This is a genomic window from Mycobacteroides salmoniphilum (assembly GCF_004924335.1).
In the GTDB taxonomy this organism is placed as follows: Bacteria; Actinomycetota; Actinomycetes; order Mycobacteriales; family Mycobacteriaceae; genus Mycobacterium; species Mycobacterium salmoniphilum.
Window position 1 is genome coordinate 3,823,940 of the sequence record NZ_CP024633.1, and the last position, 25,357, is coordinate 3,849,296.

Here is a 25,357-nt window from a genome sequence, read left to right on the forward strand (position 1 = left end):
GTCGCCCGTGAGCGGTAGGCGTTGGCAGTGGGGCAGATGGCTGGCCGTGACGAGCGTCATCCTGTTGGCGTCCGGGATGAACGGCTGCTCGAAAAACTCTGAACCCCAAAAGCTTTCCGCCGACGAGGCGAAGGCGATTGCGCTGGATGCCTACGTGTACGGCTACCCGCTGGTGACCATGGAGATGACGCGGCGGGTGATGACCAATGTCGACAAGGTGACGGCCCCGCGCGCCCCCATGGGGCAGCTGATGCGGATGCGCGAGTATCCCAACGCGTCGTTCCGGGATGTGACCGCTCCCAACGCAGACACCCTGTACACCAACGCCTTTGTGGACGTGAGCAAAGAGCCCTATGTGCTGAGCCTGCCCGAGGCCAACGATCGCTACTACCTGTTCCCGATGCTCGACGGGTACACCAACGTTTTCGAGGTACCCGGCAAACGCACCACGGGCACCGGCCCGCAGACCTACGCCATCACCGGCCCTGGCTGGAAAGGCACCCTGCCCGAGGGGGTCAAGGAGTACAAGTCCCCGACATCCATCGTGTGGCTTCTGGGGCGCATTTACTGCACGGGAACACCCGAAGACTATGCCGCCGTCCACACGATGCAGGACGCGATCTCGCTGGTGCCGCTGAGCTCCTACGGCAAACCGTATACGCCGCCCGCGAACACGGTAGATCCGAGCATCGACATGAAAACGCCTGTCCGCGATCAGGTCAACAACCTGAGCACCACGGCGTACTTCGATCTACTCGCCACCCTGATGAAGGACAATCCGCCCGCCGAGGCCGATAAGCCGATGGTCGACAAGATGGCCAAGATCGGCATCGAGGCCGGCAAGCCCTTCGACATCGACAAGCTCGGCGCCGATACGGTCGGTGCGCTGCAGTCGGTACCGAAGGAGGGATTCGGCAAGATCGCGGCCCGTTTCAAGGACCTCAAAGACATCAACGGGTGGCAATTCAGCACCGAAACCGGCCAATATGGCACCGAGTACCTGCAGCGCGCCACGATCACCGCATTCGGGTTGGGCGCCAATCTGCCTCAGGACGCCGTCTACCCCACCTCCGAGGTCGACTCCTCCGGCAAGTCCTACGACGGCGCCCACAACTACACACTGCACTTCGCCAAGGACCAGCTGCCGCCCGCCGAGGGGTTCTGGTCGCTGACGATGTACGACGGGGGGTTCTACTTTGTCGACAACCCACTCAACCGATACACCCTGAGCCAGCGCAACAACGTCACCGCCAACCCCGACGGATCGGTGGACTTGTATCTACAACATGAGAACCCCGGCCCGGAAAAGGAGGCAAACTGGCTCCCCGCCCCCTCCGGAAAGTTCATCCTGATGCTGCGCCTGTACTGGCCCACGCAGACACCGCCGTCGATCATCGACGGCACCTGGAAGCCGCCCGCCGTGCACCACGCCCCGTGATTCGAAGGAGATCGCCATGAAACTCGTTACCACAAGCCTGTTTACCGCTCTCGGCGCCGCGGCGCTCATCACCGCGGCGGCCGCGAACGCCGAGCCGGAGCGCCCGCCCAACTGCACGGCGGGCGACCTGGCCGGAGTATCGGCGGGCGTCGCCGCATCAACATCGAGCTACCTGTTCACCCATCCGGAGGTCAACGACTTCTTCACCGGTCTACAGGGGCGTCCGCACCCCGAGGTGCAGAGCGCGGTCAAGAGCTACATGGACGCCAACCCGGACACGGCAGCAGATCTGCGCGGAATCCGGCAGCCGCTCGTCGAACTGCGAGACCGCTGCCAACTGCCCGCCGCACCGCAGGTACAGCCGTGAGGCGCATGGTCGCAGCGGCCGCCGCGACCGTGGCACTGGCGGGCCTGCTGACGATTGCGCCACCGTCAGGTGTCGCCAACGCCGACGTGTGCGCGAGTGCCGGACGGCGGGTTTCGGTGGGCGGCTGCGCCAACATCGCGGACGCGGTGGCGCCCTACGTGCCTCCGCCCGCGTACTACGCCCCGATGCCGGAAGATCCCCCTCCGCCACCTCCGGGATCGAATGTCAGTGCATGCGTGCACTACAACGGCCGCTGGGTGAGCGCCGGAGGCTGCAACCCCTAGCGGGTGATGTACTCGACGAGGGCCGGGTGTAGTCGGTGCCTGCCGAAACCGGCGGCCGGGTCGGGCCGCCAGAAGATCGGTAGGTCCTTCTCTTCGGCTGCGCGATGACACTCGATCAGCAGCTCATCATTCAGGGGCTCAGTGGCCCGCCGCCTCAGTGTGGATTTAAGCGCGTCGGGCAGTGCCTTCCAGATTGCTTCCGGGTTCAGATCCGTGGTCACACAGCGCCTCTCACTCTTGCCCTGGGCACTGACCAGCACCCAGGAGCCGCCTTTCCCGACCAGACTCTGGGTTGATCACTGCGCGGCGCCGCCGTCGCCCACTTCAGCCAAACTCATCTGAGTGCCGGGGGCCGTCACTGAGTCGCGCAGGATGATCGCCGAAGGCTCAGCCCCGGCGGGGATATCGAACGCTATGGACGCAACAATGCTGTCGCCGGGACCGAGGTCTGCGCCGAGCACGGGCTGCGAGGCCGCCTGGTCCGCACCGAAGGTTTGATCGCCCGCAACGAGTTGCTGAATCGCAGGCTCGAACCTGTGAGGGACGTCGCCGTCATTGATCACGCGCACACCGACCAGAACATGGCCACCCTCGTCGTTCTGAGCCAGTCCGGGATCGCCCGCCGCCGGGGATGCCGTGACCTCCGTCACGGCCAGGGCTAACTGACCGGCTCGCGCCTCGCGACCAGGGCCGCCACCTTCAGGTGCCACTGAAGCAACTTCGTGAACCAGCGGCGATCCAGAGGCGCTAAAGTTCCTGCCGTCTTCGATCCCCACCAACGTGGCAACGACAATGAAGGTCGCGATAACGACTCCGAACAGCATGGGCGCCACAGGAAAATTGCCGCTAACCAGGTACAACCCGGCGGCGCCATTCTCACCTTCCAGCGAAGGCCGAGTCACAATAACGATCCTCAATTCAGGGTAGCGGTGTAACACATGAGCGCCCCCCTCAATGAGTAAGAGGCTAACATCAATAGGTCCTATCGGCACGGCTGCGTATTCGTTACAGGCGGCCACCAGCTGTTTGCGAGAAACTACCGATAGCCCCTGATGTCACGCCCGTCCGCCTTTGCTGATCCGGAAGTCAGGCCGACCCGTACTGCCGAGACCAGCGACGATGACAACAGCCGATCGGTACGGTCCCCCGGCGGGCGGCCTGTTTGCCTCTGGACATCCCTAGGCACTCGGGGCAGCGCACGGCCACGACGAGGTCGGCACCCCGTTCTAGGCAGACATCGCGGTCAGCCGTACTGGGCGGCGAGCTTGCCGATCACGGCGGTGAACTCGTCCATGGTGGTGTCGAGGATGTCTTTCACCGACTCGACCGCACCGATGCGCCCGGCGACCTGACCGCCGAGCGGTACGAAAGTGTCCATGTTGCCTCCGAAGTAGAGGTCCAACGGGTTCCCGGTTTCCAGCAGTGACACCAGATCTCGCCGTTCCATCTCTTCGGTGCGCGCGCTACGCAGCGCACGCAGGCCCGGCTTGGTCAGCCGGTTGAGCAGTACGGTGTCGGTCTCGCGGGCAGCGACGACGGCCGCCTTCCAATTTCCATGGATGGGCGATTCCGCGGCCGACATCATCCGGGTGCCCATCTGCACCCCCTCGGCACCGAGCGCGAAGGCGGCGGCCATCGATGCGCCGTCGCAGATGCCACCGGCGGCGATGATGGGTACGTCCACGTGCGAGCGCACTAGCGGCAGGAGCACCATGGTGGATGCGCCCTTCGGGTCCTTGAAACCACCGCCCTCGACGCCTTCCACCACCAATCCGTCCACTCCCGCGTCGACGGCCTTGAGGGCCGCCGCGAGTGTGGGGACGACATGAAAGACGGTGAGCCCGTTGTCCTTCAGGACCCGGGTGTACTTGTTGGGGTCTCCCGCACTGGTAGTCACGAACGTCACGCCCTGATCCACCACGAACTGCGCGATGGACGGGTCCCGCACAAATGCCTGCGCGATGTTCACCCCGAAGGGTTTATCGGTGAGCTCACGCATGACGCGGATCTCGCCCTTGATGGCATCGAGCTCGCCGGAGCTGGTTTCGATGATGCCGAGCCCGCCGGCATTGCACACCGCGCTGGCCAGCTGTGATCGTGCGATCCACCCCATCGGGGCCTGCACGATCGGCCGCTCCACGCCCAGCATCTCGGTAACCCGGTTTGTGACCACCCGTCGAACCTACGCCGATTACCCGGGTGCGATTACAGCAGATCCTCGAGCGCGCCGGGCAGATTGGGATACTGAAACTGAAAGTTAGCTGCTTCCAGCACCTTTGAGGTCGCGTACCGACCGGTGAGACCGAGTTCGGGATCGGTGCGCAGCGCAATGGCGCCGATGCGCAACATGAAGGCGGGGGTTGGCAGCCCGGGACGGTGTAGCTGCGCACGCAGCGCCGCCATCAGGTCGGCATTGCGCACGGGATGCTCACTGGCGGCGACCACGCAGCCAGCGGGAAGCTCGATGCCCGGGGTCAGCCCCAGCCCCGCCCGCACGATGGCCAGCCAATCGGTGAGGTGGATCCACGAGAACCATTGCCGCCCCGAAGCCACCCTGCCGCCGAGGCCGAGTTTGGTCAGGGCTACCAGCCTCCGCAGCGCCGGGGATTGCGGATCGAGCACGATCGACGTGCGCAGGATGATTCCGTGCTCGGTGTTGGCACCGTTGAATGCCTCTTCCCAGGGGCGTGCGACCCCGGTCATCTGCGGCAATCCCACGACGGGCAGCGGTGTGCCCTCCGTGCATCGGGTCTCACCGGCATCCGACCAGATAGCGGTGGTGCTGGCCTGAATCCAATGCGCGACAGGCGTATTGAGGTGAGTACTGGCGTCCACCAGCGCACGGGTGGCCAGCACCCGACCGCGGGTCAGCTCAGCGATGTTGCGCCGGGTGGGCCGACAATCCACCAGCTTGCCGGCCAGGTTGATCACCGCGGTGGCCGGGCCCTCCAGCTCCGCGGCCCAGTCACCCACGGTCTGGCCATCCCAACGCACCTGGCGAACATTCAGATGCGGATTTGGCTGACGGGTGAGCACCACAACCTCATGGCCGCGTGGAACAAGGTCATCGGTGATGCGGCGGCCCAGCGATCCACTGCCACCGGCGAGAACGATCTTCATTGATCGAGCCCCCTTTCTACGGCGAGTATCCGCCGGGCGGGGACGAGCGGTCAGCACATGGAGATGTAGCTCACCGGTGGTGCTGATCACGGCACCGCGGCAGCGCGACTACGGTTTTCGAGGCATCGGCCGGGTAGCACACGCGGAACGCGGCGTGTCAGTGCGGAAGGAAAACCGCTCAGCCGAAGAACATGTTGCGCCGGGCGGCAAGCAGCCGGTACAGCGTCTGCTGAATCGTCTCGCGCACCTGGTCGGTGACGTCGAAGGTGACCATCGGGTCGTCGGCGGCCGCGTCGTCATACCCGTCCGTGGGGATGGGCGTGCCGAACTCGATGTGCCACTTGGAGGGCAGCGGCACCAAGCCAACGGGTCCGGCCGCCGGGAACAGCGGGGTTACCGGGAAGTACGGCAGCCCGAACAGTCGGGCGATCACCTTCAGGTCGGCAATCATCGGATAGATCTCCTCGGACCCGACGATCGAGCACGGGATGATCGGCGCTCCGGTCCGAATGGCTGCCGCGACAAATCCCCCGCGACCGAACCGCTGCAGCTTGTAACGATCCTTGAACGGCTTGCCCAGGCCCTTGTACCCCTCGGGGAACACGGCGGTCAGCTCGCCCGCGGACAGTAGCCGGTGCGCATCGGCGGTGCAGGCCAGCGTATGACCGGCTTTTCGCGCCAGCTGCCCCAGGAACGGCGCATCGAACACCATGTCCGCGGCCAGGTTGCGCAGGGTCCGGTTGCCGGGGCAGCGGTCGTGTACCGCCACCGACAGCATCAGACCGTCGAGCGGCAGCACACCCGCATGGTTAGCCACAACCAGGGCTCCACCGGTCGCCGGAATGTTCTCCACGCCGGTCACGTCCACTCTGAACCATCGGTTGAACAATGGCCTCAGCAAAGGAAGTAAGAGTGATTCGTTGAGATGCTCGTCGAACCCGAAATCATCGACGCTGTAGTCGCCGCCCACCCTGCGGCGAATGAACTCAGCGACGGCGGCGATGTTGGCCGCGAGCGCGGTCAGCGACTCTTCATCGCCCACGTGTGCGTTGCCCTGGGCCGCACGGATCTCGTTGAGGTCATGGATCACCGCGGCGGTGTCCGCGGAATTTTCTGCCGGCGCATCGCTTGCCAACGATGACGGGTGCCGTCTTCCGGCATCGGCACGAGCCTCGGCCCGGCGAGCGCGTGCAGCATGGCGTTCCGAATTAGCCTGCAGTTGAATGACTTTGGCCTTTGTTTCACCAGCCATGCTTTTCACCTCCACCCTATTTCTACGAACTGATCTTCTGCGCGAGAGCCACCGCGCGATCTCCCAATGAGCGTACCCACTCCGGCTCGATAACTGGAGTGATCCCGCGGCCCCGAACGTAATCTCCGAAGGCCCCCATGGTGGTCCACTTGGGCTGATACCCGAGCTCGGTCTTCATCCGGGTGTTGTCCATGGCACGCCCATATGCCAGCCAGTCACGCTGTTCAGAACTCAGTTCGGTGTACCGGGTGCCCTTGGTGAAGGACGCGATCGCCGCTACCGCAAACGACGGGACAGGGATCCCGAGTTGCCCGGAACGGCGGACCGCCTGCGACATCATCATCATGCCGTCGGCCGCGATATTGAACGTCCCCGCCTTACCGGCCATGGTGGCGCGCTCGAGCGCGCCCAGCGCGTCCTGCTCATGCAGCAGCTGCAGGCGGGCGTCGCGTCCGAGCATGGTCGGGACCACGGGGCCCGCCAGATAGCGAGCCAACGCGGTATCCATACCGGGACCGATCAGGTTGGCCAGCCGCAGAATCGTCACCGCAACATCGGGCCGGCGACGGCCCAGACCCCGGGCATAGCTCTCGATATCGATGCTGTCCCGCGCGAATCCGTCGGACGGCGGACGGCGGGCACCCATCTCTTCGGTGAACATCACCGGATCGCGACCGCTGGACCCATACACCTGTGCGGTGGATTTGACGACGACGCGCTGCACGGTGGGCGCCTTCTGGCAGGCCGCGAACAGCTGCATCGCACCCATCACGTTCAGTTCCTTGAGCGCAGCACGCCCACCCGAACGCGGCGAGAACGAAGCAGAGGCGGTGTGCACCACCGTATCGACCTCACCGTTGCGGATGACCTTCGCGATGAACGGGTTGCGAATATCGGCCCGCACGAACTCGGCCCGACCCATCCTGCGCAGCAGGTCCTTACTGGGAGCGACGGCGTCCACCGCGATGACGCGGTTGATCATCGGGTTCTGCACCAGGCGCGCGGCCAGGTAACCCCCGAGGAATCGGCTGGCTCCGGTGACCAGCACCACCCGTGGGTAATGCAGAGTGGTCTCACCGGTGCTCACGGACGAAGCCTATCCATCACTGCACCAATGGGCATCCTGAGTGGATACCCACTAACGCAAGGTTTACTTACCGAGTTTTCTGCGCTGAACCCGGGTACGGCGAAGCAGCTTGCGGTGCTTCTTCTTGGACATACGCTTACGCCGCTTCTTGATAACTGAACCCATGAACTCCTGCTAACTACTTTGAAATCGTCTTTTCCGTGGGCGGTGCACAGCGGCTTATGCCAGCCGTACACGAGCGCCCTAACCCCTCAAGGCTTAAAACCAGGGTGCCGCACGACTCTACCCGTTACGGTCCCCCGTCAGGAAACCGGCCGAATCGCGAGGGGCGCTCCCCTCGGTTCCTACTCGCCGACCGGGGTACGCCCCCACGGGTGGGAGATACCCCCACCCGCGTGCGGGGGCCTATCCGGCGTCGAAGTAGGACGCCTGCAGCAGATCGTTGACGGCCTTGGCGTGCACACGGAACGATCGACCGACCCGCACCGCGGGCAGCTCTCCGTTGTGCACCAGCCGGTAAACGGTCATCTTGCTGACGCGCATCAGCGCGGCGACCTCGGCGACCGTCAGGAACTGAGCCTTTCCAGATTGGCCAGTAGCCGCCGCATCCCGGCCCGGCTTGGCGCCGGCCCCGTCGCGCGCGGATGGCCCGTTCATTGAAGTCATCGCATACCCATTTCCCTTGGCACATGTCGTGCCGCCGATCTTCCCCATCGGCGGTACGGACACGCACGTGCTAGAAGGAGAATAGCGGGACCAGTGGGGTTACTGATACCCGTGTGGGCTAATTGATCAAGATTTGGTTAAATTACTCTGATGTGATTCCGAGCTGCTCGGAGCGGGTTTTTGCGGCCTCGACAGCCGCGTAGACGCTTGCCCGCAAACCTCCACGTTCCAATTCACGCAGCGCAGCGGCGGTGGTACCACCCGGCGAGGTAATCGTCGCACGAAGCTCGGCAGCGGTCGTGTCGACCTCTGTGCGCGTCTGTAGCCCCGGGGCACGATTCTCGTCGGTTTCGGCCCGTTCGAGGAGCATCGCGGCGGATCCGGCCATGGTTTGGATGACGAGGTCGGTCGCGACGGGCCGAGTCAGACCCGAAGCGACCCCCGCATCGACGAGCGCCTCCACAAGCAGGAAGAAGTAGGCCGGGCCCGATCCGGACAGCGCGGTGACGGTATCCATCTGAGATTCGGCCACCTTGATGACGCTGCCCACCGACTCCAGCAGCTCGGCCACGGCGCTCAGCTGCTCGTCGGTCGCGAACCGGCCCTTGGCGATGGCGCTCACCCCGGCGCCCACGAGCATCGGGGCGTTGGGCATCACACGCACCACCGGCGCCCCGGCGGCCAGTTTGGACTCGAAGAAACCCGCGGACACTCCCGCGGCCACCGAGACCAACACCTGTTCGGTCTCCCGCTCATTACTCTCTGCGTCCAGTTTCGCCAGCGCGGCGGCGATCTCGCTGGTCGCGCTTTCGACATCGGACGGTTTGACCGCCACCACAATGAAGTCGGCGCCCTCGACGGCGTCGGCCACCTCGCTGACCCGGATCGAGTACGCCTCGGCCAGAGCCTTCGCCCGCGCGGGGACCTTCTCGGAAACGACGATGTCCTTGGCTTGGCGTCCGGCCCGCAGCAGCCCGGAGATAAGTGCTTCGCCAATATTGCCGCCACCGATAATTGCGATTCTGGACATGGCGACCAGCATGGCAGACCAGCTAGCGCGCCCGGAAACGGCTTTCTGGCCGTGTGTCGGGCGTCCCGCGCGCTATGTGCACGCGGATATGCACATTCGCCTCGGTTTGTGACTATTCGCAGACCTCGCGCCAAGTGGTGGCGCACAGCGGGGTATCCGGACTACAAGTTACCTATGTCACAACCGCAGCGTCGCGTGGAGACGGACCCAGTTTCGGCACCTGAATCGGTCGGCATCGGCCTTCCCGACGGGGTACATGGGTGGGCACAGCCCGAGTTCGACCGGGTGGTCCGGAGGTTTGCGTCCATGTATGTCGGCCACCCCGGTGGCGGCGCGCTCTGTGTCTACGTCGACGGCGAACCGGTTCTCGATATCTGGGCCGGTGAAGCGCGGCCGGGCCTGCCATGGACCCACGACACCGCCCCGATCGTCTATTCGGCGTCGAAGGGGGTTACCGCCACGGTGATCCATCGCCTGGCGGACCGCGGACTACTGAGCTACGACGCTCCGGTCGCCCGCTACTGGCCGGAGTTCGCCGCCAACGGCAAGGAAGCGGTCACCGTGCGCGATGTCCTGGCGCACAAGTCCGGCTTGGCGGCGCTGGCCGCGATCGCCTCCACGCCCGAGGAGCTTCTCGACCACGAACTCATGGAGCAGCGGCTCGCCGCCACACCCGTCGGGCGCTACTACGGCAAGGCCGCCTATCACGCGATGAGTTACGGCTGGCTACTGGCCGGGCTCGCGCGCGCGATCACCGGCAACGACATGCGCACGCTGTATCGCACCGAGATCGCGGACGTCCTCGGGGTCGACGGCATTCACCTGGGCCGCCCGCCCGCCGATTCGCCGACGGTTCCCGCGGGCATCTACGCGCAACTCGACAAGGCCGTGAAGCTGCCCTTCCTTTCGCGCGGCCTGTCCATCGGGGCACGCGTCGTCGACTTCATACCGGGCGCGCGGGGGGCCACCGGAGCGATCCACCTGCCGGGGGCCGAGCGCATCGTCGCCGACGACGGGCACGCCAGCGCACCGCTCTACGACACCCAGATGGGTGCGGGCAACGCCATCTGCACCGCCCCGGCGCTGGCCAAGCTCTACGGCGCGCTGAGTAATCGGGGAAGCGTGGACGGCCGGCAGCTGTTGTCGGCCGAGAAAACCGCTGAACTTGCTCACGGCCGCGGGGGCAGACCCAACCTTCCCCTGACCCGCGATCTTTGGGAGCTGGGCTATCACTGCATCCCCGCGCCGGGTTTGGTGGGCGGTTTCGGACATATGGGCGCGGGCGGTTCCACCGGATGGGCAGACCCGAAGCGCCACATTGCCGTGGGGCTGGCACACAACCATCTGATCCTGCCCAACCCGCTGCACAACGTGGCCTTCCCGCGGCTGTGGGCGGCGACCGCGCGGAGTGTGCGCTAGGCCATGGCCGCGAGCGCCTGCCTATCCTCGGCAGCGAACGTGTCTTCAAGCTGGAGCGGCGAGTAGTCGAGGTCGATCTCACCGAGCGGGCGCCCACGCGCGCTGCTGATGGTGCCGAACCGGCGCATTCCCTTGTCGGCGGAGTACTGCATGAACTCAGCCAGCACGAGCCCAAACGGGGTGTCGTCGCCGTACAGCCCGAAGCCTTCCTCGGTGAGACGCAACGCGATCGGGATGAGTTCGTTCATACGGGCCTCGAACACCGGCCAGTTAGCATCATCGGCGGCCACATGCCGCCGACAGGTAAAGGTGCCCCAGGCCATGTGGCGCCGCTCGTCGTCGCCGATCCGGCGGATCAGTTCCTGCATGCCGGGCAGAATCCCGCGGTCCACACAAATCTTGTGCCACGCAAAGTATCCCGTCAGCGCCAGCATGCCCTCGACGACGTGGTTGTAGGTCACCGAGGCCCGAATCTGAGCAGCCGGTGACGGATCTGTGGACAGCGTCGCCAAGGCATCGGGAAGCTCATCGAAGAAGATCTCGCGGTATGCCGGCAGGTCGTCGAGATATCCGTGCAGATCGTCGCTGATCCCCACGGCGTCGAGCCACAGCCTGAACACCTGAGTGTGTTTTGCCTCCTCAAAGGCGAACTGCGTCAAGTACATTTCGTCACCGAGCCGCCCCTCGGCACGCATCGCCGCCATGAACGGCTGAATGTCCTGCGTGACCGATTCCTCGCCGGCGATGAACTGCGCGCACAGCCTGGTCGCGTAGTCGCGCTCCCGATCGCTGAGCGATTCCCAGTCCGCCCGATCGCGTGAGAAGTCGATATCGGCCGGATCCCAGAACTTCGCATTGCCGCCCGCGAACAGCTTGAGCGGCAAAGAATCCCAGTTCAGCCCTCCCTTGCGCAGCGATCCGTAGTGTGTCCGCGTCATGAGGGCCTCCTAGTGTCGACATTGACCTAGTAGCCATCCTGAATGTGCGTCAGCTCACAATCAAGAGCTCATCCCACCCGCATCTGATCGAGGATCACGCGGGTGGCCAGCTCGGCGCTCTGCGCCGCACCGCCGATCGTCGACGGGAAGTCTGTCGCGGTCCAGTCACCCGCGAGCGCCAGCCCACGTACCGCCGTCCGCTGCGGCGGACGCATGCCCGCCGTCCCCGGACGCTCGCTGTAGGTGGCACGCGGCATCCGCACCACCTTGGCGTGCACCAGTTCGGCATTCCGAGCGGCCGGATAGTAGTTGCGCAGGAACCGCATACACGTGTCGACGATCTCACTACTCGACTGCAACGCGTTCAGAGCATATGCGGCGCTGACTGTGATCTCGTAGGAGTACAGACCGCGCTCACTGCCGTCGTATCCCACCATCTTCTGCCGGTCGAAGACCTGCTCAACCACGCCCTCGCCACCCACGAGCGCGTCGAGGATTGTCGTCAGCCCCAGCGATTTGTTCAGATACAGGTACACGCTCACCAGCGGGGCGGGGACGAGCTTGGCTGCCGCACTGTACAACCGCTCATGGCCGGGGACGGCATCGAGCAAACCCTCCACCGCCCACGGCGGGACCGCACAGATCACCGCGTCGGCGGAGATGAACTCACCATCGGTCAGCGATACGCCGGAAACGGCATTGTCGTGCAGCACTATTGATTTGACCCCGGCGCGGCCACGAACCTCGCAACCGTGATTGGCGAGCACCTTCTCGGCGCCCGTGACGAACAGCGAGCTGAAGTCGACCGTGGAGTACAGCAGCGTCCCGTTGCGAGCGGCACCGCGTCCCCGCCGGGCCATGGTGACCAATAGATTGCGGAAAGCACTGGCGGAGATCAGATCCGGCTTCTCGTTGTGCGCGCCGATGATCAAGAAATCAATCCAGGTATCGCGGGCGATCTTGGGCATACCGATGCGATCGAGCCACTCTCGCGCGGTGATGGCATCCAGGTCGCGTGGTGGACGCACACAATCCCTGACCATCCGCAGGTAGGCCCGCCACACCCGGAGCCGGTCTGCGATGCTCGCGGCGGGCAGCCACGCGAATGTCCGGAACAGCGAGGTGTCGTCTACCTCTCCCCCGGGCAGCAGCCGTCGCGCATACGTTCCCGACTGGGCCGCCAAAAGATCTCGCGCCCCGATGGTTTCGAGATAGCGCAACAGCTCCTCCATCGAGCCGGACATCACGTGCACACCGTTGTCCGCGACGTCGTCGACCTGAGGGATCTCGATCGAATGGGTGCGCCCGCCCAGCGTGGCCCGACGCTCCAGCAGGGTCACCCGGAACCCGGCCTCAGCCATCCACACCGCCGACGCGAGCCCGGCCACCCCGGCCCCGATCACCACGCAGTGCCGCGAGGAATCACTCACGGGCGGCACCCAATCCGTGAGTGATGTAGTCAGCGAAGTAGCGGCGCACCGCCGCCGGATCCGACAGGTCGATCACGATCGGCGGGAGCACTTCGATGCTCATCAGGGTTCGGATGATCCATTCGGCAGCCTCCTCCGGTACGATGCGGCCGGGAATCTCCTTGCGCTCCTGCGCTTCCCGTATGCGTGGAGCCCAGAACGCGACGGAGCGCTGCATCAGGTCCTCACCACGCTCGTCCAGGATCAGATCCAGCAGATCGGTGGTGTGCAAGGCCAGGTGATCCGTCCATCGGCGGTGCTCGCAGATACCCGCGGCCGCAGCCGAGACCTGGTCGACCAGCGTGGTCTCCGCGCCCACCGCTGCGGCGAAGAAGTCGATGAATGCGTCTGCGAGATAACCGAATGCGGCATCGATGGCGGCCTGCTTGCCGCCGAACCAGTTGTACAGGGTGCTCCGGGATACCCCGGCCTGCTCGGCCGCGGCGGACAGGTTGAACCGCTGCATGCCCGAGCGCACCAGCGTCATGGCGACTGCGGCCACGATGGGCTCGGGAATGCCGTCACGGGGATTTTCGGATGCCGCGATCTTCATGTTGGACACAATATGAAAAAGTGTCCAACCCGTCAATCACGCGTTGTCGCGGGCAGGCCCGCAGCGGTTACGCAGGTACGCAGACGATGACCGGGATCTCCCGGTCGGTGTTCTTCTGGTATCCCGCATACCCGGGATTGGCCTTGACGATCGCCGGCCACAGCGCGGCCTTCTCCTCGGCAGAGGCGGTGTGCGCCGTGAAGGGACGCGCTACGTCGTCCACGGCGATCTCGACGGCCGGGTTCTTGACGAGGTTCTTGTACCAGGCGGGGTTCTCGGTGCCCCCTCCGTAGGAGGCCACCAGCACCACCTTGCCGGGCTCGTAGATCGGCGCGGTCAACAGGGTGCCGCGGCGCTGCCCCGTCTTGCTACCGATGGTGTAGAGCTCCACCGGCTGCATGCCCAGCACCTTCTTGGGATACCGGCCGCCGGTGAGCGCAAGCACCGCTCGGTGTCCGTTCTCCAAGAACCAGGCACCGATCCGGATGGCCCAATCAGGTTGTGTGCTCACAGAAATCTCCTTAAACCGGTTCACAGATGACGACCGGGATGTCCCGGGTGGTGCTGCGCTGATATCCCGCGTAGGGATTGCCGAATCCCCGGGTGATCTCCGGCCAGAGCTCGGCCTTCTCCTCGTCCGAGGCGGTGCGCGCCGTGTACGGCTTGGTCTGACCGCGCACCGTGATCTCGACATTCGGATTGGCCACCAGATTCAGATACCAGGCCGGGTTATGTGAGGCCCCTCCAAGCGAAGCGATCACGACAATCCGCTCCGGCGTGAAGATGGGCGAGCTCAACAAGGAGGACCGACGTTCACCGGATTTGCGCCCGATGGTGTGCAGCTCGAGCGTTGGCATGAACCCGAGCTTGTGCGGCCAGCGGCCGCCGGTCAGCTTCAACAAGGCGCGATGCCCGTTCTCGAGCACCCATGCGCCTCCCTCGGCAGCCCAGTCAGGCGTCTTCTGCTTGTCACCCATGGTCGACACCCTCCAGTTGAGTAGCCCGATCAGTTTACCGGCACCATGGCGAGCTGGCGAGACTGCACCACCAGAGCGCCCTCGGAGTCGATCACCGTGTGTTCGGAATCAAACCAGTGTTGGCCGATCTGGTTGGTGCTGCACAACACTCGCAACCAGCCGTCCGCAGGCAGCGTGCGCAGATACGTGGTCAGCTGCACGGTGGGCGCCCAGCCGAAGCGCCCCAGCGGGAAGGTCACCGGTACCGAGATATCGCCGCACACCAACGCGAACAGCCCGTCGGGCGCCATATCGCGCGGGCGAGCCCACAGCACGATCTCGGGCTTACCCCGCTCGCTCAGGTCGCTCATCGACCGCAGCGAGGGACGCACATCGATCCCGCCGTACAGATGGAAGATGTCCCCCATCGGGTGGCCCTCGGCGATCGGGGCCACCCCGGGCGGCGGCTCAGTGGGCAGCTGGGTGAGCGCGGGCGGCAGGGCCGTCAGCAGGGGGCCCACATGCAGCTCGGGTGTGCCCAGCGTGACGACGGCGTGTACCGCGGTGCGGTCGCCCTGGACGAGCTCCGCATCCACGAGTGAGATCTGCCTGCCCCGCTTACGGACGGACGTACGTACCTGCATGTCACCGGGTGAAGGGGCGAACAGGTAGCTCGCGCTGACGGCAATGGGCTCACTCTCGCCGAGCGTCTCTCGCGCTGCCCCGGCGAGCAGCGCGAGCATGACGCCACCATGCAGCTTGGGTCCGATGGTCCAGATGTCGTTTAAATGCGCGTCAAACAGCCCATCGCCCGTGGGCGTAAGAGACATTGCTTGCGCGAAAGAAGCATTAACCACGCCACCTATCGCACCAGATGGGTTCTGGCGAACTCCAGGGACTCCCTCAGAATCGCCTCGCGCTGGTCTTCGGTGCGCGCCGTCGAGGTGTGCACCTCCAGCACCACCTGTCCGGTGAAGTCGCCTATCGCCAGCTCCCGGCATACCTGCGCGACGGGCTGAGTCCCCTTGCCCGGCACCAGATGTTCATCGACGGATGCACCCGTGCCGTCGGTGAGATGCAGGTGCGTCAGCCCCGATCCCATCCGGCGCATCATCTCCACCGCGTCGGTCCCGGCGGTGGCGGTATGCGACAGGTCGAGGGTGTAGTGCGCATGGTTGGCGTCGGTGGGATCGAACGACGGTGCGAACGCGGAGACTCCGATTCCGGGCCTGCCGCCGCGACGCTTCATGCGTTCCACCGATGACTGCCCGGCACCGAACAGACGGTCGGCCCGCAGTGGAAACATGTTCTCCACCGCGACGTAGACGCCACTCGAATCCTCCAGCGAGGCAACCTGTTCGGCGAACCCTTCGGCGTACCGGCGCTGCCAGCGAAAGGGTGGGTGCACGACAACGGTCTGCGCACCCAACTTCTCGGCCGCCCGGACGCTGCGTTCCAGCTTCGGGATCGGGTTGGCCCCCCAGACGCGCTGCGACACCAGGAGGCACGGGGCATGCACGGACAACACCGGCATGTCGTACTTACGGGAGAGCTTCGCGACGGCGCCGACGTCCTGACTCACCGCCTCGGCCCACACCATGAGCTCGACACCGTCGTACCCGAGTCGAGCCGCATACTCGAAGGCCGCTTCGGTTTTAAGTGGATACACCGAGGCCGTGGACAGACCAACCTTGATCGCAGGGCGCACGATTGGATAACGCTACCTAATCAACCGACTGCAGCATGAGCACAAGCGGGCCGAACGCGATCAGCGCTCCCACCACGATGGCGATCAGAATGCTGACCAGGTCGACTGTCTTGCGAATCACCCACAGCGAGGCGACCAAAATTGCGATGAACAACACACCCAAGACCAACGCGATGCCCTGATTCCAGCTCCACAATTCCCGGAAGCCGAAGAACAGACCCGCACCCGCGGCGGCGGCCAGCAGATACTGCGCAGCGATCCAGCTGCCCTGCAGGTAGGTCTTGATCTTCTCCCGGCGGTCGGCCTTGGCCTCGGCGTCGGGCTTGTCGGTGTCGGCCCCGACGTCGGCGAGCTGATTGGCCTCAGGTTCGGCCGGGCCCCCGTGCGCGCCCATGAGCTCCTGAAGCTCGTGCTCCAGCTGATAGTGGCTTTCCTCGCCCTCGAACTCGTCGTCCTCGACGTCCTGCTCGGCATCGTGGGAGGTCCATTCGACGCCGGGGGCGTGGCCGTACTGCTCGTACTCGTCGCCTTCTTCGTACTCCGTGTAGTTCCCGTGGCCCGACGACTGCACGGCCTCCAGGGCCTCCACGGGCTCGTCTTCGCGAGTTTCCGGCTGCGCAATCGCCTCCGGCTGTGCGACCGACTCTGGCTCGGGTTCCGGCTCGGGTTCCGGTGCGACGGGCTCGGGGAGAGACACCGGCGCGACCGGAACCGCGGGGGCTGCCGGTGCTGCCGGTGGGGTGGGAGCGACCACGGCGGGCCTCGGCGCCGGCGTCGGCTCCGAGGCGGGCGGCTCTTTGGTGATCGGCGAGATGACACCGGTCGCGTCGTTGAAATCGATCGACTTGCGCGGTTCCCCCGGCCGGGCGACGGGCGTGGGGGTTGGCGGGAAGATGCTGCGAAGCGGTGACGCCATCGAGGACGGCTGAGCGTGCGTCGACGACGTGCTGGGACCGCGACGCGCGGCCTCGTCGGCCATGCTGTCGCCGCCGAACAACGCATCCTCGTTGGAACGCAGGTAGGAGCGCGCTCCCGTTTCGGGTGCCTTGGGTGTCTCGGGCGCCGTCGACGTGTCCGCAGTGGGCGTGGGCGCGGGGTTCGGGCGCGCCCGTCCGCCCTTCTTGTCACGGATGACGGGGATTTCACCGGTCAGCTCGGCCACCGGGATCGCGTCGGCATTGCCGCGCATCCTGCGGCGGTGGCCGCTGATCTTGCCGTCGGCGGCACCATTGCGTGCCAGCAGCTCGGCAACCGATACCGGCCGCTGCGTGTCGTCTGAGTCGGTCATGTCCTCTCCTACCATCCGAGGCTTAAGGTCGCCGGCGTCGCGGCTCCGAGGCCGTGTCGGACGGGTTCAGTCAACGAGTGCGGTGCCATCGGCTTCGCTATCCAGCTTGCGCAGAATTAGCCCTTCGCGCAGAGCCCAGGGACAGATGTCGACCGCCTCTAACGACAGAGCACGCATGCTTGCCTCCGCAACGAGTGCTCCGGCGACGATCTGAGGCGCCCTATCGACACTGACTCCCTCCAACTCCGCACGGTCTGCGGTCGTCATTCGCGAGATGAACGCGATCAACTGACGCAGTCCGCTTGCTGTAAGTGTCCTCTTAACTCGTGGTCCTGCGCCGGAAGGCGCCGCACCGGTGAGTCGCGCAAGCGACCGGAACGTTTTCGAGGACGCTACGGCCAGGTCGGGCACTCCTGCCGCCGCCACCTGCTTGGCAGCGTCCACGAGTTCCGATTCCAGCCAGTCACGCAGCATAGCGACGCGGCGACGTCCCGGCGGATCTTCGGCCAACCACTCCCGGGTCAATCGTCCCGCGCCCAGGGGCAGGGACAACGCGATGTCGGGTTCTTCATCGACACCGCAGGACAGCTCCAGCGAGCCGCCGCCAATGTCGAGGTTGATGATGCGTCCCGCGCTCCAGCCGTACCAACGCCGCACCGCCAGGAAAGTCAGTCGTGACTCGTTGACGCCGGAAAGAACGGCGAGATCCACGCCGGTTTCCTTCTTGACGCGTGTCAGCACCTCATCGGAGTTGGTGGCATCCCGAACCGCCGAGGTGGCGAACGCCATGATCTCCGCGCAGCCGGAGCTGCGGGCAATCTTGGAGAACTCCTGGATGGTGTGCACCAGGCTGTCAGAGCCCTTGCGAGTGAGCTTGCCGGACTCATCGATCGCCTCTGCCAGACGCAGTGCCGCCTTGGTGGAACTCATGGGTGTGGGGTGTCCACCCCGTCGGGCATCGACCACCAACAGGTGCACCGTGTTGCTGCCGACATCCAGCACGCCTAATCGCACGCAGCACACGTTAGTGGGTCTACCGTTTACATCTGTGACGACGCTGCCAAAACAGCCCTTTGGACGTGACGCCTCCCTCGACGGCCAGGAGGTGGAGCTCGACTTCGCCCGCGAGTGGGTGGAGTTCTACGACCCGGAGAATCCGGAGCACCTGATCAAGGCCGACATGACCTGGCTGCTATCGCATTGGACCTGCGTGTTCGGCACGCCCGCGTGCCAGGGCACGGTTGCTGGACGACCCGACGACGGTTGCTGCTCCCATGGTGCCTTTTTGTCCGATGCCGACGATCGCGCCAAGCTGGACGACTCGGCGAAACAGCTCACCGATGAGGACTGGCAATTCCGGGAGAAGGGGCTGGGCCGCAAGGGCTACCTGGAGAAGGACGAGCTCGACGGGGAAAAACAGTGGCGCACACGCAAGTACAAGGGTGCGTGCATCTTTCTGAACCGTCCCGGCTTCGCGGGCGGCATCGGCTGCGCCCTGCATTCCAAGGCCATCAAGCTGGGCGTGGAGCCGCTGACGATGAAACCCGAGGTCTGCTGGCAACTGCCGATTCGGCGGACGCAGGCCTGGGTGGACCGCCCGGACGGTTCGCAGATCCTCAAGACGACGATCACCGAGTACGACCGTCGCGGCTGGGGTGAGGGCGGCGCCGACCTGCACTGGTACTGCACCGGAGACCCGGCCGCACATGTCGGCAAGAAGCAGGTCTGGCAGTCGTACGGCCCCGAGTTGACGGAGCTGCTGGGCGAGAAGGCCTACTCCGAGCTGGCCGCGATGTGCAAGCGCCGCCGGGGGCTGGGACTGATCGCGGTGCATCCGGCGACGGTCGCGGCGGCACCTCACTAGCTGGTTAGAGACCCGCGAAGAGGTCGGTCTCTGGCTCAGTGGTTGCCACGCGGGTGTGCGCGAGTTCGAACTTCTCCGTCGGCCATAGCTGCTGTCGCCAGGTCCACGGCACAAGAAAGAACGGTCCGTTGGGATCCACTTGCGATGCGTGCGCCCGCAAGGCCTTGTCTCGTACGGGGAAGTAGTCGGCACAGGAGACCTCGGTGGTCACCCGAGGCCCTCGCAGCCGCCGGGTCAGCGGACTCACCCGTCGCACCCAACCGGGGACCGCGACATCGCCCGCTCGGGAATCCGCCGGTCCTGCGCGAGTTCTCCGGCGTGGGATACGGCTGATGATCCGCTCCACCCGTCCCGCGAGCTTCACCATTCCCGGTGTCACCCGGACGATTTCGTGGAAGTAGTAGAGCTTGCCCACCTCTTCGCATGCCTCATACGCGGCGACGGCCAGCTGATGGCAACGAACGTGATCGGGGTGTGGGTAGCCGCCACATTCGTTATAGGTGATCATCACGTGCGGCCGGAACTGCCCGATCACCTCGACGAGGCGAGCCAGGGATTCGACGAGCGGCACGCGGGCGAACCCATCCTCGGGCAACAGACTGGGGTCGAGTTGCAGGCCGGAGTCCATGAACCCCAGCCAGTGATGTTCAACGCCAAGGGTTTTCGCTGCCATCGCCATCTCCGCACGGCGCACGTTCGACAGGTTCTCGTGGGTACCCGGCAGATTCATCGCCGGGTTGAGAATGTCACCACGCTCGCCGCCGGTGGCCGTGACGACGAGAACCTCATGCCCCTCGGCCGCGTACTTGGCCAGGGTCGCCGCACCGCGGCTCGACTCGTCGTCGGGGTGGGCGTGCACCGCCATCAACCGCATGGTGTCAGTGGAACACAACGCGCCCGCCGCGCACTTCCCGGCCGGGGTCAGCCGGTGCGGTGCGGGCCGCGGGCCGGCAGCTCGCGTGCGAGACCGCCCAGACCGAACCAGAAGACGGGCTTGAGAATGGCGGCGACCGGGCTGATCACATACTGCGATCCCGGAATGTTTGTCAGGTACCGCGGCGCGCAGGCCAGCGTCCAGTCCACCGTGGCCTTGCCGGGATCGGCCTCCGGCACGACCCGGTACTCCTCGCACCACGACCCGAACACCGGCAGAGTGGCATCCAGCGCCGTGTACCGCATGACGCGGGGGGCATCGAAGTGAATGATCTGCTCGTGCTGGGCGAACACCATCCAGGAGTGGATGTACATCTGGAAGTCCCGCACGGTGCCGGCGGTTGGCGTGATGTCCTGCGGATACCGGCAGCCCCATACCGAGGGCAGCCACGACCACATTCGATCGCCGGACACCACCTGCCACACCTCCTCGGGCGGCGCATCGAAAGTACGCCGGACTCGAGTCACGAACGGCGCGGTGGCGAAGAAGTCCTCGACCCCGTCGAGCGCGATGGGGACTGCGTCAAATCGCATGTTCGATCTCCTTCACCGGGCTGTTAACGGACCTGAAATCGTAGGCACCCGAAGGGAATGTGACACTGCGCCGATACGACTGCAACACCGTCCAGGGCCGCACATAGGGCGTGTCGCCCTGCGAGTTGATGAAGTAACTGTTCGACCCGGCGCAGTTCACCGTGAAGTACCGATTCAGGTTGGCACCGCTGCGGGCGATATTCGTCTGAAAGTCGTCCAGCGCCTCCTGCGTGACCTCGACCCAGGTGGCTCGTTTGGCACGGGCCAGCTTGATGACGGCCTCGATGTGACGCATCGAGTTCTCCAGGATGTAGTGGAAGCTGGTGCCGGTCCACGAGTACGGACCGACGAGCATGAACCTGTTGGGAAGGCCCGGGACCGAAGTACTTTGGTACGCCTGCAGCCCGTTGTCGCGGTAAAACTCCGCCAGGTCGAATCCCTTGGTGCCCAGCACAGTTCCCAGCCGATAGGTTTCCGGGTCGGAGAACATCTCGTACCCGGTGGCCAGCACCAGAACATCGACGGGGCGTTCGGCACCCGTCGTGTCCACGATGCCCGTCGGGGTGATCCGCTCGATGCCGTTCGACACCAGCGTCACGTTCGGCCGGTTAAAGGTCGGCAGGTAGTCCGCACCCAGCGTGCCGCGCGTGCAGCCCGCCCCGAACCGCGGCCGCAGCTGCTCTCGCACCTGCGGGTCATCCACCTTGTGCCGGAGCCAGCCCAGATACGCCCACAGTGCCACCCTGTCGAAGACCGCCGCGCCCACCCGGAACAATGGCTTGGGGGTATAAATCAGGACGCGCAAGCCAAGTTCAATGCCCGCCAAGGCAATACCGTTGACCGCATTGGCGAACCTGCGCCTTGCCAGTAACCGCTGCAGCGGCCGAGGCATCCGGAAGTCCGGCTTCGGGAAGTACCACTGCGGTGTCCGCTGATACACATCGAGATGTTCCACCTCCGCGGCAATGGCCGGAGCGATCTGCACGGTGGAACTTCCCACACCGATGATTCCGACACGCTTGCCGCGCATGTCCACGTCGTGTTGCCACCGGGACGGCACCTGGATCGGGCCGGTAAAGGTGTCCAGCCCCGGGATGTCCGGGGCCGTTCGCGGGTTGATGTACGCGCCGATGGCGCTGATCAGGAAGCGTGACGAGATGATCCCACCATCGGCGGTGTGCACCTGCCACAGATGATTGCCTTCATCGAACACCTCACGCTCAACACGCGTTCCGAATCTCGCGTACGCGCGCAGTCCGTGCTCGGCAACCAAATCCAACGCGTACTGCTGTATTTCGGCGCCGGTGGCGAAGAATCGTTGCCAGTCACCCTTCGGAGCGAAGGTGAACTGGTAGGCGACGGTCGGGATGTCGGCACCGACCCCGGGGTAAGTGTTGCGCAACCACGTGCCGCCGAAGTCCTCATCCCGATCGATGATGACGAAGTTCTCGATGCCGATCTCAAGCAACTTGATGGCCGCGCAGATGCCACCCAGCCCGGCACCGATGATCGCGACCTCGTAATCGGGTTCGTCATACAGACCCATGGTGGGTTCCATGGTTCGTTTCACGGCATGTTCCTTCCCTTTGCCTGCAGCATGTCCGGCCGAGCGGTCGCGATGGGATACGCCGCCGCACACGAGACGCCCCACCCACCCGACTCAGATATTTAATAGACTGACATGCCATTCGCTAAATAACAAGCGGGGCCCACGCCCCCATACTGCGTAAACTCACACATTGCGGGTCTATGCGTGACATTAGGTATCCAGTACTATCCGTTTCACTAATCTGGAATCAACCGATGTGCACTGGAGGGACCGTGGGCAACCTGCCGGATCCGAAGCTCGCCGATACGTTCGTCGATCCCACCCGGATCGCGCACCCGCCCGAGCGCAAACACGGCTATCTCGATGTCCTCGGCCCCGAAAGCGACGAGCCGGTTTCCCTGGCCAACCGGTTCATGCAGAGCCCCCTGTTGGCGGCGATCTACGAGCGCGCCTGGCGGCCGATGTTCACCCGGGGGTTCAGCTATGGCGGTCGAAGCACCCTCAAGGCCCACACCGCTTTGATGGGCGAGATCGCCGGTCGCGGGGATCTCAAGATCCTTGACGTCGCATGCGGTCCCGGCCTCTATACCCGTGAACTCGCCGCGCAGCTCGGGCACGACGGCGCGTGTATCGGCCTGGACCTATCCGGCCCCATGCTGCGGCGGGCAGTGCGCGACAACTCGGCCGAACATGTGGATTACATACGCGGCAGCGCGCACGCACTGCCCTTCGCCGACGCAGCATTCGACACGGTGGTGTGCCTCGCTGCGCTGTACCTCATCCCCAATCCGGAACAGGCCGTGCGGGAACTGTGCCGAGTGGCGGGGCCGAGCGGACAGATCGTGATCTTCACGTCGCTGCGGACCCCGGCGGCCTCGTTCCCGGGTGTCACCGGGGCAATGCGTATCGGCGGCTTCCGCGCCTTCGGGCGCGAGGAAGTCACCGGCTGGCTGCGTGCCCAGGGATGGACCAACATCGACCAAACACTCACCGGGCAAGGGCAATTCATCCGTGCCCGCCGCGAGGCCGCCCTCCGGATCGCGACCTAGCGGCGGACCGGCCCCCTACTTCTTGCTGGGCACCAGCTTGATGAGATCGGTCATACCCGCCTTGGATGCGAAGTAGCGCGTGAGTCCCGGCGCCAAACGGTTGTTGAGGTACTGCAGCCGCGCCTCGGGTGTCACGGGTACGACCTGCTTGTTCTTGCGTACCGCGGTGACGATCTGGCGCGCCACCTTGTCGGGGCCGTAGCGACGCATGGCATAGGCTTTGTCGCCGGCCTGTTGCATCCGCGCCTCTTCCGCGGCATCCACACCCGAAATCTTGGTATTGGCCACAATATTGGTGTGCACCACGCCAGGGCAGATGGTGGTGACACCGATGTTGTGCGCCGCAAGGTCGGCGCGCAGGCAATCGGAGAACATGAACACCGCGGACTTGCTGGTCGAGTACGCGGTGAAAGCCTTCTGCGGGCTGTATGCAGCCATGCTGGAGAGGTTGACAATATGACCGCCAAGCCCGCGCTCGGCCATCTTCGCGCCAAATGCCCTGCTGCCGTTGACCACTCCGAACAGGTTAATCTCGATGACGCGGCGGAATTCTTCGGAAGGTGTGTCCAGGAATCCACCCGCGGCACCGACTCCGGCGTTGTTCACCAGCACGTCAGGCACGCCATGGAGCGTGACAACTTCCTCGGCATGCGCGTTGACGGCATCCTCGTCCGCGACATTGAGCCGGTATGCGTGCGCCACACCGCCTGCCTGCTCGATAAGCGCGACAGTCTCATTGGCACCGTCGAGATTCACATCCGAGAGCACCACCTCGGCGCCCTGCCGGGCGAACTCGAGGGCGGTCTCCCTGCCGATACCGCTACCCCCTCCGGTGATGACGACCAGCTGATCCTCAAACGGCTTGCGGTTCTTGCCCATTTCTGCCCTCCGCAGTGCACGGTCAGGCTCCTTGCCCGATACCGCGTCGATGAGTTCGGTAGCTGCTGCAGCGAGCACGTGTGGGTGGGAGAAGGGCAACCAGTGGCCACCATCGAGCACCCGCCGCCATGTCTGCTGGTTCCATTTGAGCTCGTCGTCGTAGTTCGATTGGCGCACCGCAGGATCGCGGGTACCGACGATGACCTGCACGGGCACGCCGGTGTGCCGGTCCTGTGGATGCAGCATCGCCGGCAACGCGTTGGCGCGGTACACCCGCAATGTCTTGGTGATGTCGCTCATGAATGTCGGCCCGAGGTGAATCTGCTCGACGGGAGCGCCTTCTGCAAGGGACAGTCCAGCACGCCAACGGTTTTCATTCATCGCGAGCTTGAGCAGAATGTTGGGGACGACGGGAGTCATGGATCCGAACATGTACAGCAAGGAGCCGATCTGCCCAAGCGCGAGCGCCACGTTCTTCGGCGTTGGATTACCGAGCCGTGACCGCACCCACCGGCTCATGTGATGCGCCGAGGGCCCGGACACCGACGTGAAGGAGGAAAATCGGTGTTCCAGGCCGGGATCGCAGATCGCCTCCCACATCGCGACACTGCCCCAGTCGTGACCGAGGACGTGTACGGGCTTGTCCGGACTCACCGCGTCGGCCACGGCGACGTAGTCGCTCGCCATCTCGCTGAGCCGGAAGCCGCGGAAGCTCTTGGGGTTGGAGCTCTTTCCCGCGCCACGATTGTCAATCGCGACCAACCGGAAGCGGTCTCTGAGCAACGGCGCGACGCCGTCCCAGAGATGATGCGAATCCGGCCACCCGTGCACCAGCAGAATGGTTTCCCCGTCGGGGTTGCCCTGAACGAAGTACGCGACGTCGATATCGCCGTTGCGCACCACATGCTCGGTGACACCGTCGTTCGTCACTCCGTCTTCACGCTCTGTCGTGAGAGTCATCTCATATCTCCATT

The 25,357-nt window shown here is 64.9% G+C and carries 28 protein-coding genes; 6 read left to right on the forward strand and 22 right to left on the reverse strand.

Annotated elements, in window-relative coordinates:
- The first annotated feature begins 7 nt into the window (after nucleotides 1-7).
- The 3 genes from DSM43276_RS19075 to DSM43276_RS19085 are packed head-to-tail and all read left to right on the forward strand — an operon-like array spanning nucleotide 8 to nucleotide 2,089.
- Nucleotides 8-1,438, forward strand: a complete 1,431-nt coding sequence (locus DSM43276_RS19075) for a DUF1254 domain-containing protein (protein WP_234802932.1) — start codon at nucleotides 8-10, stop codon at nucleotides 1,436-1,438.
- A 16-nt stretch (nucleotides 1,439-1,454) separates the two neighbouring features.
- Complete coding sequence (locus DSM43276_RS19080) at nucleotides 1,455-1,805, forward strand: heme-binding protein (RefSeq protein ID WP_078327901.1); 351 nt, start codon at nucleotides 1,455-1,457, stop codon at nucleotides 1,803-1,805.
- On the forward strand, nucleotides 1,802-2,089 hold the full coding sequence (locus tag DSM43276_RS19085) for a hypothetical protein (protein ID WP_078293844.1): 288 nt from the start codon (nucleotides 1,802-1,804) through the stop codon (nucleotides 2,087-2,089). Before DSM43276_RS19080 ends, DSM43276_RS19085 begins: the two co-directional genes overlap by 4 nt.
- On the opposite strand, the gene DSM43276_RS19090 is transcribed toward DSM43276_RS19085, so the two are convergent.
- The 9 genes from DSM43276_RS19090 to proC all read right to left on the reverse strand — a co-directional run bounded on the left by DSM43276_RS19090 (nucleotide 2,086) and on the right by proC (nucleotide 9,244).
- Complete coding sequence (locus DSM43276_RS19090; protein WP_234802933.1) at nucleotides 2,086-2,310, reverse strand: hypothetical protein; 225 nt, start codon at nucleotides 2,308-2,310, stop codon at nucleotides 2,086-2,088. The two genes, DSM43276_RS19085 and DSM43276_RS19090, sit on opposite strands and share 4 nt — an antisense overlap.
- A 75-nt stretch (nucleotides 2,311-2,385) precedes the next feature.
- Nucleotides 2,386-2,991: a DUF4352 domain-containing protein gene (locus DSM43276_RS19095; RefSeq protein ID WP_078327903.1), complete on the reverse strand. Its 606-nt coding sequence runs from the start codon at nucleotides 2,989-2,991 to the stop codon at nucleotides 2,386-2,388.
- Nucleotides 2,992-3,332: 341 nt separating this feature from the next.
- Nucleotides 3,333-4,262, reverse strand: coding sequence for an NAD(P)H-dependent flavin oxidoreductase (locus tag DSM43276_RS19100; protein WP_078327904.1), 930 nt, complete (start codon nucleotides 4,260-4,262; stop codon nucleotides 3,333-3,335).
- A 32-nt stretch (nucleotides 4,263-4,294) separates the two neighbouring features.
- Nucleotides 4,295-5,209: an epimerase gene (locus tag DSM43276_RS19105; RefSeq protein ID WP_078327905.1), complete on the reverse strand. Its 915-nt coding sequence runs from the start codon at nucleotides 5,207-5,209 to the stop codon at nucleotides 4,295-4,297.
- A gap of 178 nt (nucleotides 5,210-5,387) precedes the next feature.
- Complete coding sequence (locus DSM43276_RS19110) at nucleotides 5,388-6,461, reverse strand: lysophospholipid acyltransferase family protein (RefSeq protein WP_078327906.1); 1,074 nt, start codon at nucleotides 6,459-6,461, stop codon at nucleotides 5,388-5,390.
- Between the two features lie 22 nt (nucleotides 6,462-6,483).
- Nucleotides 6,484-7,548 carry an SDR family oxidoreductase gene (locus DSM43276_RS19115; RefSeq protein WP_078327907.1) on the reverse strand — a complete coding sequence of 355 codons (1,065 nt, stop codon included), beginning with the start codon at nucleotides 7,546-7,548 and terminating at the stop codon, nucleotides 6,484-6,486.
- Between the two features lie 63 nt (nucleotides 7,549-7,611).
- Entirely contained in the window at nucleotides 7,612-7,713 is a 102-nt protein-coding gene (locus DSM43276_RS19120) for a 30S ribosomal protein bS22 (RefSeq protein WP_003402602.1), read from the reverse strand.
- A 240-nt stretch (nucleotides 7,714-7,953) separates the two neighbouring features.
- The gene (locus DSM43276_RS19125; RefSeq protein ID WP_078294123.1) at nucleotides 7,954-8,214 is read right to left on the reverse strand and encodes a helix-turn-helix domain-containing protein; all 261 of its coding nucleotides are present in this window, start codon (nucleotides 8,212-8,214) and stop codon (nucleotides 7,954-7,956) included.
- 142 nt (nucleotides 8,215-8,356) lie between these two features.
- On the reverse strand, nucleotides 8,357-9,244 hold the full coding sequence (gene proC, locus DSM43276_RS19130; RefSeq protein ID WP_191986167.1) for a pyrroline-5-carboxylate reductase: 888 nt from the start codon (nucleotides 9,242-9,244) through the stop codon (nucleotides 8,357-8,359).
- A 174-nt stretch (nucleotides 9,245-9,418) separates the two neighbouring features.
- On the opposite strand from proC, the gene DSM43276_RS19135 reads away from it, so the two are divergent.
- The gene (locus tag DSM43276_RS19135) at nucleotides 9,419-10,663 is read left to right on the forward strand and encodes a serine hydrolase domain-containing protein (RefSeq protein WP_078327908.1); all 1,245 of its coding nucleotides are present in this window, start codon (nucleotides 9,419-9,421) and stop codon (nucleotides 10,661-10,663) included.
- Here DSM43276_RS19135 and DSM43276_RS19140 read toward each other — a convergent pair.
- The 9 genes from DSM43276_RS19140 to DSM43276_RS19180 form a co-directional block, all read right to left on the reverse strand.
- Nucleotides 10,660-11,601, reverse strand: a complete 942-nt coding sequence (locus DSM43276_RS19140) for a R2-like ligand-binding oxidase (RefSeq protein WP_078327909.1) — start codon at nucleotides 11,599-11,601, stop codon at nucleotides 10,660-10,662. The genes DSM43276_RS19135 and DSM43276_RS19140 overlap by 4 nt on opposite strands.
- A gap of 68 nt (nucleotides 11,602-11,669) precedes the next feature.
- The gene (locus tag DSM43276_RS19145) at nucleotides 11,670-13,031 is read right to left on the reverse strand and encodes a hydroxysqualene dehydroxylase (protein ID WP_234802934.1); all 1,362 of its coding nucleotides are present in this window, start codon (nucleotides 13,029-13,031) and stop codon (nucleotides 11,670-11,672) included.
- On the reverse strand, nucleotides 13,024-13,623 hold the full coding sequence (locus tag DSM43276_RS19150) for a TetR/AcrR family transcriptional regulator (protein WP_078327911.1): 600 nt from the start codon (nucleotides 13,621-13,623) through the stop codon (nucleotides 13,024-13,026). The genes DSM43276_RS19145 and DSM43276_RS19150 overlap by 8 nt, the downstream gene beginning before the upstream one ends.
- 67 nt (nucleotides 13,624-13,690) lie before the next feature.
- Nucleotides 13,691-14,134: a nitroreductase/quinone reductase family protein gene (locus DSM43276_RS19155; protein ID WP_078327912.1), complete on the reverse strand. Its 444-nt coding sequence runs from the start codon at nucleotides 14,132-14,134 to the stop codon at nucleotides 13,691-13,693.
- Nucleotides 14,135-14,144: 10 nt separating this feature from the next.
- Nucleotides 14,145-14,600 carry a nitroreductase/quinone reductase family protein gene (locus DSM43276_RS19160; protein WP_078327913.1) on the reverse strand — a complete coding sequence of 152 codons (456 nt, stop codon included), beginning with the start codon at nucleotides 14,598-14,600 and terminating at the stop codon, nucleotides 14,145-14,147.
- Nucleotides 14,601-14,629: 29 nt separating this feature from the next.
- Nucleotides 14,630-15,436 (reverse strand): thioesterase family protein, encoded by an 807-nt coding sequence (locus DSM43276_RS19165; protein ID WP_078327914.1) that lies wholly within the window; start codon nucleotides 15,434-15,436, stop codon nucleotides 14,630-14,632.
- A gap of 5 nt (nucleotides 15,437-15,441) precedes the next feature.
- Complete coding sequence (locus DSM43276_RS19170; RefSeq protein ID WP_078327915.1) at nucleotides 15,442-16,287, reverse strand: sugar phosphate isomerase/epimerase family protein; 846 nt, start codon at nucleotides 16,285-16,287, stop codon at nucleotides 15,442-15,444.
- A 16-nt stretch (nucleotides 16,288-16,303) separates the two neighbouring features.
- Nucleotides 16,304-17,575: a hypothetical protein gene (locus DSM43276_RS19175; protein ID WP_078327916.1), complete on the reverse strand. Its 1,272-nt coding sequence runs from the start codon at nucleotides 17,573-17,575 to the stop codon at nucleotides 16,304-16,306.
- A 66-nt stretch (nucleotides 17,576-17,641) separates the two neighbouring features.
- Nucleotides 17,642-18,589: a Ppx/GppA family phosphatase gene (locus tag DSM43276_RS19180; RefSeq protein WP_044105077.1), complete on the reverse strand. Its 948-nt coding sequence runs from the start codon at nucleotides 18,587-18,589 to the stop codon at nucleotides 17,642-17,644.
- Between the two features lie 34 nt (nucleotides 18,590-18,623).
- Between DSM43276_RS19180 and DSM43276_RS19185 the strand changes: the two genes are divergently transcribed.
- Nucleotides 18,624-19,439, forward strand: a complete 816-nt coding sequence (locus DSM43276_RS19185; protein WP_078294144.1) for a DUF3109 family protein — start codon at nucleotides 18,624-18,626, stop codon at nucleotides 19,437-19,439.
- A 4-nt stretch (nucleotides 19,440-19,443) separates the two neighbouring features.
- On the opposite strand, the gene mca is transcribed toward DSM43276_RS19185, so the two are convergent.
- Genes mca through DSM43276_RS19200 form a run of 3 tightly spaced genes read right to left on the reverse strand, consistent with a single transcriptional unit; the run spans nucleotide 19,444 to nucleotide 22,464 of the window.
- A complete protein-coding gene (mca, locus tag DSM43276_RS19190; protein ID WP_078327917.1) occupies nucleotides 19,444-20,313 on the reverse strand; it encodes a mycothiol conjugate amidase Mca in 870 nt (289 codons plus the stop codon).
- Between the two features lie 47 nt (nucleotides 20,314-20,360).
- The gene (locus tag DSM43276_RS19195) at nucleotides 20,361-20,906 is read right to left on the reverse strand and encodes an SRPBCC family protein (RefSeq protein WP_078327918.1); all 546 of its coding nucleotides are present in this window, start codon (nucleotides 20,904-20,906) and stop codon (nucleotides 20,361-20,363) included.
- Nucleotides 20,896-22,464 (reverse strand): flavin-containing monooxygenase, encoded by a 1,569-nt coding sequence (locus tag DSM43276_RS19200; protein WP_211196781.1) that lies wholly within the window; start codon nucleotides 22,462-22,464, stop codon nucleotides 20,896-20,898. Before DSM43276_RS19200 ends, DSM43276_RS19195 begins: the two co-directional genes overlap by 11 nt.
- 245 nt (nucleotides 22,465-22,709) lie before the next feature.
- Between DSM43276_RS19200 and DSM43276_RS19205 the strand changes: the two genes are divergently transcribed.
- A complete protein-coding gene (locus DSM43276_RS19205; RefSeq protein WP_078327919.1) occupies nucleotides 22,710-23,504 on the forward strand; it encodes a class I SAM-dependent methyltransferase in 795 nt (264 codons plus the stop codon).
- Between the two features lie 15 nt (nucleotides 23,505-23,519).
- On the opposite strand, the gene DSM43276_RS19210 is transcribed toward DSM43276_RS19205, so the two are convergent.
- Nucleotides 23,520-25,343 (reverse strand): SDR family oxidoreductase, encoded by a 1,824-nt coding sequence (locus DSM43276_RS19210; protein ID WP_078327920.1) that lies wholly within the window; start codon nucleotides 25,341-25,343, stop codon nucleotides 23,520-23,522.
- Between the last annotated feature and the right edge of the window lie 14 nt (nucleotides 25,344-25,357).

What these genes read in the sequence shown, in the direction of transcription:
- DSM43276_RS19205 (WP_078327919.1), top strand. Translation starts at nt 22,710, where the DNA reads ATGTGCACTGGAGGGACCGTGGGCAACCTGCCGGATCCGAAGCTCGCC.
- DSM43276_RS19110 (WP_078327906.1), bottom strand. Translation starts at nt 6,461, where the DNA reads ATGGCTGGTGAAACAAAGGCCAAAGTCATTCAACTGCAGGCTAATTCG.
- DSM43276_RS19160 (WP_078327913.1), bottom strand. Translation starts at nt 14,600, where the DNA reads ATGGGTGACAAGCAGAAGACGCCTGACTGGGCTGCCGAGGGAGGCGCA.
- DSM43276_RS19125 (WP_078294123.1), bottom strand. Translation starts at nt 8,214, where the DNA reads ATGACTTCAATGAACGGGCCATCCGCGCGCGACGGGGCCGGCGCCAAG.
- DSM43276_RS19195 (WP_078327918.1), bottom strand. Translation starts at nt 20,906, where the DNA reads ATGCGATTTGACGCAGTCCCCATCGCGCTCGACGGGGTCGAGGACTTC.
- DSM43276_RS19105 (WP_078327905.1), bottom strand. Translation starts at nt 5,209, where the DNA reads ATGAAGATCGTTCTCGCCGGTGGCAGTGGATCGCTGGGCCGCCGCATC.
- proC (WP_191986167.1), bottom strand. Translation starts at nt 9,244, where the DNA reads ATGTCCAGAATCGCAATTATCGGTGGCGGCAATATTGGCGAAGCACTT.
- DSM43276_RS19210 (WP_078327920.1), bottom strand. Translation starts at nt 25,343, where the DNA reads ATGACTCTCACGACAGAGCGTGAAGACGGAGTGACGAACGACGGTGTC.
- DSM43276_RS19200 (WP_211196781.1), bottom strand. Translation starts at nt 22,464, where the DNA reads ATGGAACCCACCATGGGTCTGTATGACGAACCCGATTACGAGGTCGCG.
- DSM43276_RS19175 (WP_078327916.1), bottom strand. Translation starts at nt 17,575, where the DNA reads ATGACCGACTCAGACGACACGCAGCGGCCGGTATCGGTTGCCGAGCTG.
- DSM43276_RS19140 (WP_078327909.1), bottom strand. Translation starts at nt 11,601, where the DNA reads ATGACGCGGACACACTACGGATCGCTGCGCAAGGGAGGGCTGAACTGG.
- DSM43276_RS19150 (WP_078327911.1), bottom strand. Translation starts at nt 13,623, where the DNA reads ATGAAGATCGCGGCATCCGAAAATCCCCGTGACGGCATTCCCGAGCCC.
- mca (WP_078327917.1), bottom strand. Translation starts at nt 20,313, where the DNA reads ATGCGGTTGATGGCGGTGCACGCCCACCCCGACGACGAGTCGAGCCGC.
- DSM43276_RS19135 (WP_078327908.1), top strand. Translation starts at nt 9,419, where the DNA reads ATGTCACAACCGCAGCGTCGCGTGGAGACGGACCCAGTTTCGGCACCT.
- DSM43276_RS19080 (WP_078327901.1), top strand. Translation starts at nt 1,455, where the DNA reads ATGAAACTCGTTACCACAAGCCTGTTTACCGCTCTCGGCGCCGCGGCG.
- DSM43276_RS19120 (WP_003402602.1), bottom strand. Translation starts at nt 7,713, where the DNA reads ATGGGTTCAGTTATCAAGAAGCGGCGTAAGCGTATGTCCAAGAAGAAG.